At 37.7% G+C, this 14,101-nt stretch carries 13 protein-coding genes; 7 read left to right on the forward strand and 6 right to left on the reverse strand.

Annotated elements, in window-relative coordinates:
• Positions 1–5: 5 nt before the first annotated feature.
• The 3 genes from TOL5_RS11570 to TOL5_RS11580 all read right to left on the reverse strand — a co-directional run bounded on the left by TOL5_RS11570 (position 6) and on the right by TOL5_RS11580 (position 4,148).
• Entirely contained in the window at positions 6–1,235 is a 1,230-nt protein-coding gene (locus TOL5_RS11570; protein WP_151780756.1) for a CaiB/BaiF CoA transferase family protein, read from the reverse strand.
• A gap of 121 nt (positions 1,236–1,356) precedes the next feature.
• Positions 1,357–2,673 carry an MFS transporter gene (locus tag TOL5_RS11575; RefSeq protein ID WP_042087172.1) on the reverse strand — a complete coding sequence of 439 codons (1,317 nt, stop codon included), beginning with the start codon at positions 2,671–2,673 and terminating at the stop codon, positions 1,357–1,359.
• Positions 2,674–2,924: 251 nt separating this feature from the next.
• A complete protein-coding gene (locus TOL5_RS11580; protein WP_199995701.1) occupies positions 2,925–4,148 on the reverse strand; it encodes an acyl-CoA dehydrogenase in 1,224 nt (407 codons plus the stop codon).
• A gap of 307 nt (positions 4,149–4,455) precedes the next feature.
• On the opposite strand from TOL5_RS11580, the gene TOL5_RS11585 reads away from it, so the two are divergent.
• Positions 4,456–5,409, forward strand: coding sequence for a LysR substrate-binding domain-containing protein (locus tag TOL5_RS11585; protein WP_199995702.1), 954 nt, complete (start codon positions 4,456–4,458; stop codon positions 5,407–5,409).
• 40 nt (positions 5,410–5,449) lie between these two features.
• Here the strand turns inward: TOL5_RS11585 and TOL5_RS11590 are convergent, their stop codons facing one another.
• On the reverse strand, positions 5,450–5,785 hold the full coding sequence (locus tag TOL5_RS11590; protein ID WP_199995703.1) for a hypothetical protein: 336 nt from the start codon (positions 5,783–5,785) through the stop codon (positions 5,450–5,452).
• Between the two features lie 135 nt (positions 5,786–5,920).
• Between TOL5_RS11590 and TOL5_RS11595 the strand changes: the two genes are divergently transcribed.
• The 5 genes from TOL5_RS11595 to TOL5_RS11615 all read left to right on the forward strand — a co-directional run bounded on the left by TOL5_RS11595 (position 5,921) and on the right by TOL5_RS11615 (position 10,227).
• Positions 5,921–6,349, forward strand: a complete 429-nt coding sequence (locus TOL5_RS11595) for an HD domain-containing protein (protein WP_004830942.1) — start codon at positions 5,921–5,923, stop codon at positions 6,347–6,349.
• Between the two features lie 78 nt (positions 6,350–6,427).
• Positions 6,428–7,327 carry a LysR family transcriptional regulator gene (locus TOL5_RS11600; protein ID WP_199995704.1) on the forward strand — a complete coding sequence of 300 codons (900 nt, stop codon included), beginning with the start codon at positions 6,428–6,430 and terminating at the stop codon, positions 7,325–7,327.
• Between the two features lie 154 nt (positions 7,328–7,481).
• Positions 7,482–8,564, forward strand: a complete 1,083-nt coding sequence (trmA, locus tag TOL5_RS11605; RefSeq protein WP_009584982.1) for a tRNA (uridine(54)-C5)-methyltransferase TrmA — start codon at positions 7,482–7,484, stop codon at positions 8,562–8,564.
• 243 nt (positions 8,565–8,807) lie between these two features.
• Positions 8,808–9,038, forward strand: a complete 231-nt coding sequence (locus TOL5_RS11610; protein ID WP_004830945.1) for a hypothetical protein — start codon at positions 8,808–8,810, stop codon at positions 9,036–9,038.
• Positions 9,039–9,165: 127 nt separating this feature from the next.
• Positions 9,166–10,227: a tetratricopeptide repeat protein gene (locus TOL5_RS11615; protein ID WP_199995705.1), complete on the forward strand. Its 1,062-nt coding sequence runs from the start codon at positions 9,166–9,168 to the stop codon at positions 10,225–10,227.
• Positions 10,228–10,268: 41 nt separating this feature from the next.
• Here TOL5_RS11615 and TOL5_RS11620 read toward each other — a convergent pair whose 3' ends face one another.
• Positions 10,269–10,622: a YnfA family protein gene (locus TOL5_RS11620; RefSeq protein ID WP_009585019.1), complete on the reverse strand. Its 354-nt coding sequence runs from the start codon at positions 10,620–10,622 to the stop codon at positions 10,269–10,271.
• A gap of 217 nt (positions 10,623–10,839) precedes the next feature.
• Here TOL5_RS11620 and TOL5_RS11625 point away from each other — a divergent pair, with 217 nt between their 5' ends.
• The gene (locus TOL5_RS11625) at positions 10,840–11,766 is read left to right on the forward strand and encodes an alpha/beta hydrolase (RefSeq protein ID WP_199995706.1); all 927 of its coding nucleotides are present in this window, start codon (positions 10,840–10,842) and stop codon (positions 11,764–11,766) included.
• Between the two features lie 55 nt (positions 11,767–11,821).
• On the opposite strand, the gene clpA is transcribed toward TOL5_RS11625, so the two are convergent.
• The gene (gene clpA / locus TOL5_RS11630; protein WP_004830949.1) at positions 11,822–14,098 is read right to left on the reverse strand and encodes an ATP-dependent Clp protease ATP-binding subunit ClpA; all 2,277 of its coding nucleotides are present in this window, start codon (positions 14,096–14,098) and stop codon (positions 11,822–11,824) included.
• Positions 14,099–14,101: the final 3 nt, after the last annotated feature.

Below are 14,101 nucleotides of genomic sequence, written 5' to 3' on the forward strand. Positions count from 1 at the left end.
TGTGTTTAAAGACCGATTCCATCAATAATGCCCTGTTGTTTAAATGCTTGTAATTCATTATCAGTATAGAGTTGCGCTAGAATCTCTTTTGTATGCTCTCCCAAACGTGGAGGTGCATTGCGATATTGAATCGGTGTTCCTGACATTTTGATCGGTGAACCAATCATTTTAAAGTCAGTATTATCCACATGTGGAATATTGATAACCATGTTACGAGATTGGATTTGCGGCTCTTGTAAAGCATCCGCAACAGAATTAATTACACCTACAGGCACTTTGACAGCATGAATGGCATCCACCCAATGTCTAGCATCATGCGTCAAGAAATATTCAGACAAAATCGCTATTAATTCATGCCGATATTTCACCCGATCTTGATTACGAAGGTAATTTGAATTATCCAATAATTCAGGTTTACCTATCGCAATACACAAATCTTTAAATTGCTTGTCATTTCCACAGGCAATAATAAATTCTTTGTCTCGCGCTTTAAAAGTTTGATATGGCACGATATTAGGATGACTATTGCCCATCCGTTTAGGTGTACAACCTGAACTTAAATAATTCATTCCTTGATTTGCTAAACCAGCAACCTGTACATCGAGTAGTGATAAATCAATGTACTGACCTACTCCTGTTTGCTGGCGAGCAATAATCGCAGCTTGAATCGCAATGGTTGCATATAAACCCGTTTGAATATCCACAACCGCTACACCGACTTTTTGTGAACTTGCGCCCAACTCACCTTCTTGTTCTCCCGTGATACTCATCAATCCTGACATGCCTTGGATGATAAAATCATAGCCTGGCTCTTCAGCACGTGGTCCATCTTGACCAAAGCCTGTAATTGAGCAGTAAATTAGCTTTGGATTAATCTGGCTCAAGGTTGCGTAATCCAAACCATATTTTTTTAATGATCCGGCTTTAAAATTTTCGATGACCACATCCGCGGTTTGAGCAATATGTTGTACCAGTTTTTGACCTTCTACAGTTGCAATATCAATGGCAACAGAAGATTTATTACGATTTGCAGATTGGTAATAACCTGACTCCCGAGTAGTTTGACCATGTTGATTCAGCATCCAAGGTGGTCCCCACATACGGGTATCATCTCCCACTTTAGGGCGTTCGATTTTAATGACTTCTGCACCTAAGTCTGCCAACACTTGCCCACACCACGGACCTGCAAGTACTCTACTGAGATCTAAAACTCGAATTCCTTTTAATGCACTCATTTATTTTGCCTCTATTCGAGGAGTGATGAACACTCCCTCAAACTCATGATTGAATCGGACTTACAAACAATTCGTTATATTTACGATATGCCATAAGCGCTTAATATGCTTAGATCAATAACTATTGTTGTTGTGGATCATATTGACGATCTTTAATAAATAATCCAGGAAGTACGCCTGCGACAAAATATGCAGCCCCCATAACAATAAAGGCAGTCATAAAAGTCCCTCCTGAGGCTAAAAATCCGATGGTTGCTGGCGCAATTGCAGCACCAACACGTCCAATGTTATATGCACCACCAATTGCTGTACCACGAACGTCAGTCGAGAATGATTCTGCCATATAGGTTGCATTCACACCGTAAGGAATTCCATACAAGAAGCCAAACGTGACCAATAAATACAAAATGTTGTCTGGTGTATTAAAGAAAATAATGACTGGAAGGAAAATCGCACTGGCAAGCGTACCAAATACAAATACTGCTCGACGATTAAATTTATCTGCGAGATAACCTGCCAATATTTTGCCTAGAATCATCGCTGTATATGAACCTACCATATAGCTGGTTAGATTTTTAAAATTCATATGCACTTCAGTTTCAAGATAGCTTGGCATCCAGTTATTGATACCGTAATAACCGAATTGTAAAAAGAATGCCGTCGTCATCCATAGTAAAAACATTTTACGATGTTTAAAGTTGGCAAAAATCTGCTTGTAGATGCTGCCACTTTTTGGTTTTTCTCGAATTACAACTTCAGGCGTCTTTTTCGTTTGCATTTGATCAATTTTGGTCAACTGCCAAGATTTTGGTTCTGGAACAAATCGTTGTAAGAAAATATTGATAAACGCAGGAATGACCGTAATGAAAAATAATACCCGCCAACCATGTTCAGGAATAATCGCACCCGCCAAAAGTGTTGCTACAATGTATCCTACTGTTTGCCCAGTCTGTAATGTACCCAATACAGTTGTGCGATAAGTAGTAGGCACATACTCAGCCATTAAGGTATTACATGCCATATATAACGCACCGATTCCTAATGCACCAATAAAACGCAATGCCATAAATTGCTCAAAGCTTTGCGTAAAACCTAACAGACATGTTGCTACGGAAAAGAAGGTCACCGAATTTGCAATGGTGCGCACCCGACCAAACTTATCACAAGACCACCCTCCCAAGATTCCACCAATCCCCATTCCTGCTAATGATGCACTCCCTAGAGCACCCGCTTGAAAAGTAGATAATGCAAACTCACCCTTTAAACTGGTTAAACTATAGGACAACAACATAATATCTACGCCATCAACCACCATGGCAAAATATGCAAATAACAATGCCCATTTCCATGTGTTGGGTCCTATTTTTTCATAAGTCCCAATATTCGAAGGCATTGTGCCTTTTGCTGTAATTGCAACAGATTGAACCTCATTGTTCATTTTTCCTTTACCTCATTTTCCCAAATGAGTCATCGCTTATCTTTCATCTTTACTCTACTGCTTTCTTTATTATTTTTATTGAGTACCATCTAGGAGTGAAGTTAGGGTATTTAAGTAGAATAGTTAAAGATAATGAGATATTTTCACGATGAATCCTTCTATCGTTTATATGTTTACCTTATTTTTGTGAAATTTAAGGTAAAAAGCCTCAAGGGATGCTGATTCAACATCCCTGTTTTAAAACTTATAAATTAATTAGAAAAAGCAGCGATACCCGTTTGGGCGCGTCCAAGAATCAAGGCGTGGACATCATGTGTACCTTCATAGGTGTTAACCACTTCAAGATTGACCAGATGGCGAGCAACCCCAAATTCATCACTGATACCATTTCCCCCCATCATGTCTCGAGCGACACGAGCAATATCTAAGGCTTTACCGCAGTTATTACGTTTAATTAAGGAAGTTCCTTCCACCGAAGCAATTCCCTCATCTTTCATACGCCCAAAGCGCAAAGCAATTTGTAAACCTAGTGCAATTTCGGTTTGCATATCTGCCAACTTCTTTTGCACCAATTGGTTTGCTGCCAAAGGACGACCAAACTGTTTGCGATCCATTGTATATTGATGAGCAGTATGCCAACAGAACTCAGCAGCGCCCATTGCACCCCATGCTATTCCATAACGAGCGCTGTTTAAGCAAGTAAAAGGACCTCTTAAACCACGAATTTCAGGAAATGCATTTTCTTCAGGAACAAAAACATTGTCCATGACAATTTCACCAGTAATCGAGGCACGCAAACCCACCTTGCCATGAATTGCAGGTGCTGAAAGTCCTTCCCAACCTTTTTCTAAAATAAAGCCCCGAATCTCACCGACATGACCTTCCGCTGAAACTTCCTTTGCCCAAACCACAAATATATCTGCAATTGGACTATTGGTAATCCACATTTTCGCACCCGTCAGACGATAACCACCTGCAACTTTTTTTGCCCGTGTAATCATACTTCCTGGGTCAGATCCATGATCAGGTTCGGTTAAACCAAAACAGCCAATAAACTCACCTGATGCCAGTTTTGGTAAATATTTCTGCTTCTGTTGTTCTGAGCCAAATTCATTAATAGGTACCATTACCAATGAACTTTGTACACTCGCCATTGAACGATAGCCTGAATCCACACGCTCGATTTCACGTGCAATCAACCCATAACTCACATAATTAAGCCCTGCACCGCCATATTGCTCAGGAATTGTAGGTCCTAATAACCCCAATTCCCCCATTTCACGAAAAATTGAAATATCTGTCTGTTCGTGACGGAACTGTTCAAGCACTCTAGGCATCAATTTATCTTGTGAATAGGCATAGGCAGCATCACGAATCATACGTTCTTCTTCGGTGAGTTGCTGTTCTAATAAAAAGGGATCTTGCCAATTAAACTGTACACGTGGTTTTTTTGCTGAATTGACCATTTGATTCATCGCATCCTCTGCTTGATGTATTTTGTGTTCTTGTCCTTGATGTTATGTGTGAAAAATCATTCTTTCAAACGATAAATTCTCACTCAGATATTCCATTTATGCATATCTTATGTTTTTATAAATTCAGTGTCGGCTCATATTTTTTGTAGATAAAACTCAATAACTGATCATCTTGCTGTATTTTCATAGGGTTTTTAGAAATATTAAGAATTATGGAACTATTGTTGATGAATTATTTTTGCTAAAAACGACATCCGCAGATGTTCAGTGTGACTTCGAAATAAACCAAGATATTCAAGGAAAGAATATGCGTAGAATGATTCCCTCATTACAATCTTTAATTTGTTTTGAAGCAGCTGCGAAACATTTAAGTTATACTTTTGCTGCACAAGAATTGCATCTCACACAAAGTGCAATCTCTCGTCAAGTCCAGCAATTAGAAGATTTTTTGGGTCTACATTTATTCAATCGAACTCGACATGGCGTTGAACTGACCCAAGCAGGTGAACACTATTATAAAAATATAAAATCTCATTTATTGGGTATTGAACAAAGTACGCTTGATTTAATCAGTCATAAAGGTTTAGGCGGTACATTAAAGCTTGGTGTGGTTCCGACATTTGCTACACGTTGGTTGTTGCCCCGACTATATAAGTTCAATGCAGTCTATCCAGAAATCACCATTCACCTTGAAACCAGCACCAAACCCTTTTTATTCAGTGAACATATTTTTGATGCCGCCATTTATACGGGAACACCCGAACAAATCGAAAATTGGCCTGGTGCAAAAATTCATTTTTTAATGAATGAAGATGTGGTACCTGTCTGTTCAGCTGATTTAATTTTTAAGTATTTTCCCGAATTAAAAGCAACTTCAGGACATTTAAATCGTAGCTTGACTGCAGAAGAAATAGCAACTTTACCGTTACTACAACAAACCACACGCCCTTATATTTGGAAAGAATGGTTTGAAGTGAATGGCTATGAACATCCCTTTGCCTTAGAAGGACAAAGACATGAATTGTTTTCAATGCTTGCTGTAGCAGCCACGCATCATATGGGGGTAGCACTCATTCCTCAGAAACTGCTCGAAAATGAACTGCGTTCGGGTGATTTAGTGATCGCCTCTGATATTAAACTCAAAGGCTCACGTGCCTATTATTTCGTCTATGCAGAACAACAACAATCGCCACTGATTGCAAAATTTGTTGAGTGGCTGCTTGATGAAGTAGAAATCTCTCAACATACATTTATGAAATAATCAGCTCATCTGGATCTACATCAAGCATTTATAGTTTAGATTAAGCCCTAAAGCCGATATAGCGATAAATTTCTTGAGCACCGACGGCACCTAGGCTGGTTTTGAAAATGATATAATCTGCATAGGTACTTTGACTCAATTCATTGAAGATGTTAAGCCCTTGATCATCATGTTGATGAATTTCATCCACACTGCGTTGCATTGTCTGTTCAAACGCATCTGAGATATATTCAAAACCTAAATCCATCGCAATAAACAAAGTATGTTCACAAGGTTGAAGATATTGCTCTTCATTCCAATCAATAACTGGATGTCTGCAATGGGGGCATGTAACATTTTCTTGAGAATTTTCTAGAGTGATCAGTTGAAATGGCATACGCTTTAGAACAAAATAAAATTGTATTTTAAACCAGTTAGCAAAATTAAACACTGAATTTAGACGATGCTATCGCAGGTTCAAAATTGTGGGGTAAAACCTTTTATAAATACAGAAAAGATAGATAAGGATACTATGTCAACGATTGAAAAAGCGATTGCTTTAGCAGCTCGTAAACACGCAGGTCAAAAAGATAAAGGACAACAACCCTACATTTTCCATCCATTGAGATTAATGTTTAAAGTTAAAACTTCTGAACAGCAGATTGTGGCTGTATTGCATGATATTTTAGAAGACACTGATACAACTGTGGTCGATTTAATTTCCCTTGGTTTTAGTCAAGAAATTGTTGATGCCATCCTTGCCTTGACCAAAAAAGAAAATGAATCACGTATCGAAGCGGCTTATCGTGCTGTAAAAAATCCAATTGCAAGAATTGTCAAATTAGCTGATGTGGCAGACAATATGGATCTTTCTCGTATTCCGCATCCAACGACCAAAGATCTTTTAAGATTGGAAGAATATAAACAGGTTCAATTTATTCTGATGGCGGGTACAGCTTAAACTCTTTGTTTTTCACAATTGACTCAATGCAACAATTAAGGTTAAAAATGCCAGATTGTTGTATTAATGGAATGGCACATGCTGACTGATTTGGATGATTTTTACTGTTTTGGTTTGGTGGTTGAACATGGCGGGTTTAGCGCTGCTGAACGTGCGACCGATATTCCAAAGTCTAAGCTGAGTCGTCGAGTCTATAATCTTGAAGAAAAATTAGGCGTTCGTCTGATTCAGCGTAGTTCTCGTCATTTTGCTGTGACTGATATTGGTATGAACATATATCGCCACGCGCAAGTTATGATCAATGCAGCTCAATCTGCACATGATTTGGTCGATCATCTCAGCGAACAACCACGAGGACTGATTAAAGTCAGTGTACCCGTTACTGTTGCCCAAAGTGAATTATCCAAAATTTTACCTGCTTTCTTAAAAGCCTACCCTGAAATTAAAGTTCAACTGTTGGTCAGTAACCGCCGCGTCGATATTATCAATGAAGGCTTTGATCTTGCTTTGCGCGTACGTGCAAATTTAGATGATGACCCAAGTTTAGTATTAAGAAAATTTGGTAATATTGAGCAACATCTTCTTGCAAGCCAAGCCTACTTAAATGAATTTGGGATGCTAAAAAAACCAGAAGATTTAACTGAACATCGTATTTTAAGTATGGTCGATGAACATTTGGATCAGCAAATGATTTTGCATGATGGTCAGAACCAACAGAAAAAAATTAAAGTCAATCCTGTTCTTATGGGATCAGATTTGATGATGCTGGCAAAATTAGCCAGTCAAAACTGTGGGATTGCACTTCTTCCAGATACGATTGCCAATGATTTTGTTGCATCAGGTGAATTGGTCCGTGTATTGCCAGATTGGAAAGCACCTCATGGTATTTTTCACGCAGTTTATCCTTCACGCCGTGGTTTACTCCCTGCTGTAAGGGTGTTTATTGACTATTTGGTTGAACACCTTAGCAATCGTTAGTTCGCATTTCACTCCTGTGTTGGAAATAAATGATCCACGGGGTCTGATCTAATAGGCAGAATAAATTAAGTAAGATGGGCTGTTATTTGGTGTCCATCTATAGCTATTTTTGATACCATCATCACTGCTTAATTCCAACGTTTTTCTGATTTATATGACTTCATCTTATCAACAACAACTTGATGCCAAAATTGAACGTATTCAAACGCAGTTTGCTGAATTTAATCCACCATCACTTGAAGTTTTTGCTTCACCGGAACAAAACTTTCGTATGCGTGCAGAATTTCGTATTTGGCATACAGAAGACGATATGTTCTATGCCATGTTTGAACGGGATGAAAATCAACAAAAAACAGTTGCACGTATTGATGAATTTCCTATAGCAGATCTTAGTATCAATCAACTTATGCCAATTTTATTGGCTGAACTAAAAGCCAATCCGATCTTATCCAAACGTCTTTTCGAAGTGCACTTTCTTGCAACACTGAAAGGCGAAATGCTGGTCTCATTAATTTATCGTGCACCTTTGAATGAAGAATGGGAAGTTTTAGCAAAACAATTGGCTGAGAAACTCAATATTAAAATTATTGGACGTAGCCGCGGTCAAAAATTAGTATTGAGCGATGAGTTTGTTGTTGAAGAATTGCAGGTATTTGAAAGAAAATTTCAGTATAAACAAATCGAAAGTAGTTTTACTCAACCTAATGCGCAAGTTTGCCAAAAAATGTTGCAGTGGGCTTGCCAAGCAGTGAATGGCGACAATCAAGACTTGCTTGAACTCTATTGTGGTAATGGTAACTTCACCCTTCCATTGTCATTAAATTTTAATCGTGTTTTGGCAACTGAGTTAGCGAAGTCTTCTGTTTATGCAGCGCAATGGAATATTGAGCAAAACAAGATTGATAATATTCAAGTAGCACGACTATCTGCTGAAGAATTTACCCAAGCTTATAATGGTGAACGTGAATTCCGTCGTTTGCAAGAAGCAGAAATTGATGTGCAAAGCTATCAATTTGATACGGTTTTTGTCGATCCGCCTCGTGCAGGGATTGATGACGACACGCTAAAATTATTGCAAGGTTTCGAGACGATTCTTTATATCTCATGTAATCCAGATACACTTTACAGCAATCTGGAAACCCTCACAAAGACCCATAAAATTGTTAAATTTGCAATGTTTGATCAATTCCCCTACACCCATCATGTTGAATCTGGGGTTTTGCTTAAAAAGATTTAAACAATTTATTACAACCATGACATGCCATGACAGATTTCATGGCATTTTTATTTCTTAATAATATTTATTTATATCAATAACATATCATATTTCCTTATATTTAAATTCAAAAAAGCAACTTAGAAAATTTTCAATGATTGGCAAATTTAGTCTATAACTCGACCATTTACCTTAGCAGCCATCTTGAATTTTATAAAAAAACGTCTATATTTCGAACTATGTTAGGTTGCGTATGAAGGCTCTATGAGTTTTTGGCAAAAGCTGTTTATGGCTAAAGATACTGTGCAAAATGAACATAAAAATCAGATTGCATGTGTTGAAAATGATTGCTCTTGTAAATCCAATGATCAACTCTTATCCGCGTTGATGAACACTACAGATCAAGATGTGATTACTGGAATTAAGAAAGTACTGATCTCAAGAGGTTTCAGTAAAAAAGAGTTAAACCAATTACAGCATCCACCTATTCAATAGTCATGGATGACCGATAAAAAGCATTCAGTTTACTGGATGCTTTTTTAATTCAAATACAACAAATTTTGCTGTTTTAACTGAGCTTCTATACAATTATTTGTAATAATATAAACGTGAAGAATTCATCTTGAAAATAAAAAATCTCTTATTATTATTATCATTGAGTTGCACAATCGCCTACGCTGAGATCAGTGACAATGATATTGAAACCATTGAAAATTTAAGTGATCAGGTTTTGGGAAATAAAAAACTAGCCAAACTAGAACCTCAGATCAAAGCTCAAATCAAAAAATCACAGCCCACTGTGCAACAATTATTCAAAGCTGAAGAGATTAATTATAACGATTCAGTCTATTTACACAATTATGCGATCATTACTTCTGGCTATGCTGAATATTTACTTGATCAACATTGCACAGAACAGTCTCATCCTATTCAAGAACTCACAGAACAAGCCTATCTTGCATTAAAGAAACGTGACCCGAAAGATGCCATTGCATTGAATAATTTTGGACTTTTCTATGCACAAATGTCTGTATATTATCGAAAAAATAGTGATCCAACTCCTCGTTTAACTTATTTACTTAAAGCGGAGCAATTGTTTGAAACCTTGATTCAAATTGAACCTGACGATGAAGAATATCAAAGGAACTATTATGCTGTATTAAGTGATAAATTAATGTTGCTATACAAGTATCATCGAGATATAGAAGAACAGAAACGTTTAGTGAACATCCTCAAAAAGCCTTTATTTGAGTATCTATCCAATCCTGAACAAGCCTTTGACTCTGGAAACTTTATCATTCTTGCGCAGCAATACTACCAAGGCTTGAATAGAGAGAACCCCAAAGCAGCTGAAAGATGGTTAAGGGATAATCAACAAAAAATTGAAACAGTGGTCAATAAAAATTGTAAGCATACTCAGCGTGAAAATGAATTTTTAGCTGAATTTTATGCCTTATTGAATCAACCCGCAAAAGCACTCTCGTATTTAAAGCAATTAGAATTTTCAGATGAGAACAGCACTGAACCTTCTTCTTTTGAAGATGAGCCCAATCTAGCAAATTTAAGATTGAACCCTGAATATCAAAAATGGTTTAAAAAATATACTCAAGATTATCAAGAATACCGGAAAGCATTACCTGAAGTTTGTAAAATAACTCAGTTAGAAATATTGGGTTCGCATTAATCTAAAATCTAAATCTTAAATTGAAACTATTCGGGACGTCTTTAACGAATCAACCCTTGTGGCTGTAAAATAATCACCAAAGCTCCGATGATGACGATACATCCTCCAAGTAAATCCCAACGGCTGAGACTAACTTGATCAACAAATCTCAGCCACATTAAGGCCGAAAAAATATAGATTCCGCCATATGCTGCATAAATCCGCCCAGATGCTGCTGGATGTAAAGTTAAAAGCCAAACAAATACGGCTAAGCTTAAGGCAGTAGGTATCCATAACCAATGGCTTTTGTTTTGATTTAAAATGAGATAAGGAAAATAACAACCTAGAATTTCAGCAACTGCCGTGACTAAAAATAATAAAATCGTGGTGAACAGTTTATTAAATGCAATATCCATTTCTACTCAAGCGTAATTGATATTGTAAAAGTATAGGTGATTTTCACAGAATATCTGCAATAAATTTATTTTCCTTGATGACTGATTCAATTTTTAGTATTCAACTATTGCCTATGTTGAACAAAAAAAAGAAAATCTTACATTAAAGCATCCATCGATTATTTTATACGCTAACAAATACGATAAAATAATAATCTCTAAAATCTTGGCGTCTTAAATGAACATCCACTATACGTTATGTGGTTTCTTACTGATCTTGTTTTTCAACCAACAAACTAAAGCAGCAACATTTAAGCTTCCGCTTTGGACAAACACATCCATCACAACACAAAATCCAAATACAGTTATTAAACATGGTGCAGTCAGCCACATTGACTCCCCCTATCTCAACGTATATACACCAAAATATAATAACCATGTTGCAGTTATGACGATCAGCGGTGGTGGATATGCCCGAGAAGAACTTGCCAAAGAAAGTACACCTACATCAGAGTATCTACAACAACACGGTTTTACTGTTTTTGAATTGGTTTATCGATTGCCCAATCAAGATAACAACGATGCGCTTGTACCATTTCAAGATGGACAAAGAGCCATTCAAATAATTCGTTCACAAGCAGAACAATTCCATATTGATCCTGAAAAAATTGGTGTATTGGGGTTTTCTGCTGGCGGGCATTTAGCAGGTATGCTTGCTACCCAATCGTCACATCAATTTTCAACACTCCATGATTCAATCGATCAAGTCTCAACTCAACCCAACTTTGTCGCATTACTTTATCCTGTGATTAGTATGCAAGCCCCCTTAGATCATACGCATGCTTATAAAAGTTTAATGGGTAAAAATCATGATTCAGTGAAACAAGCATTTTTTTCAGTCAATTTACAGGTGAATCAACATACTCCTCCAATATTTTTAGCACATGCGCTTGATGATCGCATTGCACCTGTTCAACATAGTTTAGATATGCAAATGGCTTTAGATAAAAACAAAATCCCTTATGAATTACATTTATTTAAAAATGGTGGACATGGCTGGGGTTTAGGAAAGGCAAAGACAGAAACAACGCAATGGCCAACATTATTCTTAACATGGCTGAAAAATATGAATATTGTAGAAACTGATTATTCAAATAAAAAATAACCCGCAATCAATGCGGGTTATCTTCTAGATCAATAACGATAAACATCATCTATCATTATGCTGGTTCAGCAGTTTGGTCTTCAAAAACCTCAAGTGTTAAGCCAACAGCTTTGCCATTCTCTTTTTTCACAGACACTGCGACATTACCGCCATGATCTGCTAGCTCACCGAAGAGGATCATTTCAGCAAGCGGTTTCTTCAGATGTTCTTGAATTAAACGTTGCATCGGACGAGCGCCCATCAAACGGTCATAACCATTTTCAGCCATCCAATCACGCGCAGATTGATCAACTTCAAGTACAACTTTCTTGTCATCAAGCTGTGCTTGAAGCTCAGTTAAGAACTTATCTACTACAGATTCAATCACGGTTGTTGGTAAAGCTTTAAACTGAATCACGCCATCTAAACGATTTCGGAATTCTGGAGCAAATGCACGCTTCATTGCTTCCTGATTGTCATTACTGTTGTCTTGCTCTGTAAATCCAATACTGGTACGAGAAATACTTTCGGCTCCAATATTGGTGGTAAGCACAATAATCACATTGCGGAAATCAGACTTACGCCCATTATTATCAGTTAAGGCCCCATGATCCATGACTTGTAATAACAAATTGAATACATCTGGATGCGCTTTTTCAATTTCATCCAATAACAATACGCAATGCGGATTTTTATGGATGGCATCCGTCAGCAAACCACCTTGGTCATAACCCACATAACCAGGAGGCGCACCGATCAATCGAGATACCGCATGACGTTCCATATATTCAGACATGTCGAAACGCACAAGTTCAACACCGAGTAATTTTGCCAATTGTTTGGTGACTTCGGTTTTACCCACACCTGTAGGACCAGCAAACACAAAACTACCGACTGGTTTATCTGGTGCTTTTAAACCAGCACGTGACAATTTAATCGCAGATGCTAATGCACTAATCGCTTCATCTTGACCAAATACAACACGCTTAAGATCACGCTCCAAATATTCCAATACAGATTTATCATCTTTAGAAACAGTTTTAGGCGGGATACGTGCAATCTTAGAAATAATATCTTCGATATTTTCAACCGTGATCAATGTATCATCTTGTTCTGCTTTCAAACGGCGTTGCGCACCTGCTTCATCAATCACATCAATCGCTTTGTCAGGTAAGAAACGATCATTGATAAATTTAGCAGAAAGCTCAACCGCTGACACTAAAGCTGAATCTTCATATTTGACATGATGAAAATCTTCAAATTTGCTTTTCAACCCACGTAGAATATCGATTGTCTCTGAGATAGAAGGCTCATTCACATCAATTTTTTGGAAACGACGTGATAAAGCATGATCTTTTTCAAAAACTTGACGATATTCTTGGAAAGTCGTTGAACCAATGCAACGTAAAGTCCCATTTGCCAATGCAGGTTTGATCAAATTGGATGCATCCATCGTGCTGCCCATACTTGAGCCAGCGCCAATAATCATATGTATTTCGTCAATAAACAAAATCGCATCGGGTTTCTTTTTCAAAGCGTTCAGTAGTTGTTTTAAACGTTTCTCAAAGTCACCACGATATTTAGTACCTGCAACTAAAGCCCCTATGTCTAGACTAAACACTTCAGCATTGGCAAGTGGTTTAGGCGCTTTACCATTCACGATTAACCAAGCAAGACCTTCAGCAATTGAAGTTTTACCCACACCAGGGTCACCGACCAATAAAGGGTTATTTTTCCGACGACGGCAAAGGATTTGAGCAGCACGCTCAATTTCTTTTTCACGACCAATTAAAGGATCAGTTTTACCTTTTTGCGCTTCAATATTCAAATTTAAGGTATATAGCTCAAGTGGACCAGCATTTGCTGAAGCGCTTGATTCACCTTCAAGATCATCAGATTCTTCTTCAACCTGAATCTCTTCTTTACGCGCACCATGCGATAAATATTGAGTCAGCGTTAAACGATTGATTTGATGACGTTTGAGCAAATACACAGCAAAAGAGTCACGTTCAGAGTACATTGCAACCAAAACATCCGCACCTTCTACAGTACGATCACCACCACTCGATTGAACATGGAAAATTGCACGTTGCAATATACGATCAAAACTTTCAGTTGGATGAGGGGCTTGGTCGTTGTTTTCTCCGAGTTTAGGCGTATGTTGCTCAACATACTCCTCTAATTCTTTACGCAAACTGATAATTTCAGCACCACATGCTTTCAAAGCATTTACCGCTGAGTCGTTATCGAGTAAAGCTAATAATAAATGTTCAACCGTAAGAAACTCATGTCTCTTTTGACGAGCCATGCTAACAGCCAAACGGAGTGAAACTTCTAATTGACGACTGAGCATGAA

This window comes from Acinetobacter sp. Tol 5, from assembly GCF_019702905.1.
GTDB lineage: Bacteria > Pseudomonadota > Gammaproteobacteria > Pseudomonadales > Moraxellaceae > Acinetobacter > Acinetobacter bereziniae.

Excerpts from the sequence above, each read along its gene's own strand:
- TOL5_RS11570 (WP_151780756.1), bottom strand. The coding sequence starts at position 1,235 with ATGAGTGCATTAAAAGGAATTCGAGTTTTAGATCTCAGTAGAGTACTT.
- TOL5_RS11575 (WP_042087172.1), bottom strand. The coding sequence starts at position 2,673 with ATGAACAATGAGGTTCAATCTGTTGCAATTACAGCAAAAGGCACAATG.
- TOL5_RS11580 (WP_199995701.1), bottom strand. The coding sequence starts at position 4,148 with ATGAATCAAATGGTCAATTCAGCAAAAAAACCACGTGTACAGTTTAAT.
- TOL5_RS11585 (WP_199995702.1), top strand. The coding sequence starts at position 4,456 with ATGCGTAGAATGATTCCCTCATTACAATCTTTAATTTGTTTTGAAGCA.
- TOL5_RS11590 (WP_199995703.1), bottom strand. The coding sequence starts at position 5,785 with ATGCCATTTCAACTGATCACTCTAGAAAATTCTCAAGAAAATGTTACA.
- TOL5_RS11595 (WP_004830942.1), top strand. The coding sequence starts at position 5,921 with ATGTCAACGATTGAAAAAGCGATTGCTTTAGCAGCTCGTAAACACGCA.
- TOL5_RS11600 (WP_199995704.1), top strand. The coding sequence starts at position 6,428 with ATGCTGACTGATTTGGATGATTTTTACTGTTTTGGTTTGGTGGTTGAA.
- trmA (WP_009584982.1), top strand. The coding sequence starts at position 7,482 with ATGACTTCATCTTATCAACAACAACTTGATGCCAAAATTGAACGTATT.
- TOL5_RS11610 (WP_004830945.1), top strand. The coding sequence starts at position 8,808 with ATGAGTTTTTGGCAAAAGCTGTTTATGGCTAAAGATACTGTGCAAAAT.
- TOL5_RS11620 (WP_009585019.1), bottom strand. The coding sequence starts at position 10,622 with ATGGATATTGCATTTAATAAACTGTTCACCACGATTTTATTATTTTTA.
- TOL5_RS11625 (WP_199995706.1), top strand. The coding sequence starts at position 10,840 with ATGAACATCCACTATACGTTATGTGGTTTCTTACTGATCTTGTTTTTC.
- clpA (WP_004830949.1), bottom strand. The coding sequence starts at position 14,098 with ATGCTCAGTCGTCAATTAGAAGTTTCACTCCGTTTGGCTGTTAGCATG.